The organism is Limnospira sp. (genome assembly GCF_051859755.1).
Classification (GTDB): Bacteria; Cyanobacteriota; Cyanobacteriia; order Cyanobacteriales; family Microcoleaceae; genus Limnospira; species Limnospira fusiformis.
The window spans coordinates 1-587 of the sequence record NZ_JBIMLI010000407.1 but is presented as its reverse complement, the minus strand read 5'-3'; the positions used below and the strand labels follow the sequence as shown (position 1 = coordinate 587).

3 protein-coding genes are annotated in these 587 nt (G+C 51.4%); all 3 read right to left on the bottom strand.

Annotated elements, in window-relative coordinates; translation table 11 throughout:
- On the bottom strand, positions 1-195 hold a 195-nt coding region (locus ACTIE0_RS24915), incomplete at its 3' end, for a hypothetical protein (protein ID WP_439517081.1).
- Positions 196-226: 31 nt separating this feature from the next.
- Positions 227-517 (bottom strand): type II toxin-antitoxin system RelE/ParE family toxin, encoded by a 291-nt coding sequence (locus tag ACTIE0_RS24910; protein WP_006622296.1) that lies wholly within the window; start codon positions 515-517, stop codon positions 227-229.
- Positions 505-561: a hypothetical protein gene (locus ACTIE0_RS25090; RefSeq protein WP_488193809.1), complete on the bottom strand. Its 57-nt coding sequence runs from the start codon at positions 559-561 to the stop codon at positions 505-507. Before ACTIE0_RS25090 ends, ACTIE0_RS24910 begins: the two co-directional genes overlap by 13 nt.
- Positions 562-587: the final 26 nt, after the last annotated feature.

The window sequence follows — 587 nt, the reverse complement described above, 5'->3', positions numbered from 1 at the left end:
GATGAAAGCGATCGCCGTTTCGAGGAAACCAAGCAACTCCTCCAGCGACAGTCCGAAGAAAGCGATCGCCGCTTCGAGGAAACCAAGCAACTCCTCCAGCGACAGTCCGAAGAAAGCGATTCTCGTTCCGAGACGCTGGGCGAACGTCGTTCCGAGACGCTGGGCGAACGTCGTTCCGAGATGCCATGCGATCAATTTAAGCCCCGTTCTCAATGAGTTACTAATTTTAATAAGGTCGGTTTTCTCGCCCGTGATAGACTCGCAAAACAATCACATCGTCTCCCAGAAGAGTGTAATGAATGACATAACCATATTTACCAATAGAAACGAAGAGTTTACGCAATCCCGGACTTTGACCGATCGCCGTACCTCTGCGGGGATTATCCTGTAAACTTTCGGCAGAAGAGACAATCCCTCGTACCGCCCGGGCGGCAGCGTCAGCATTGTTAATTTTTAAAAAATCGTAATGACGATTGAGATCGTCTACTGCGCCTTCAGTCCAAACTATCTGGGGCATGGGCCTTCCCGATCCGTTCCCAAGCGATCGGCCCATTCGCGCACGCGGTCATGGGGTACTGAGACACCTT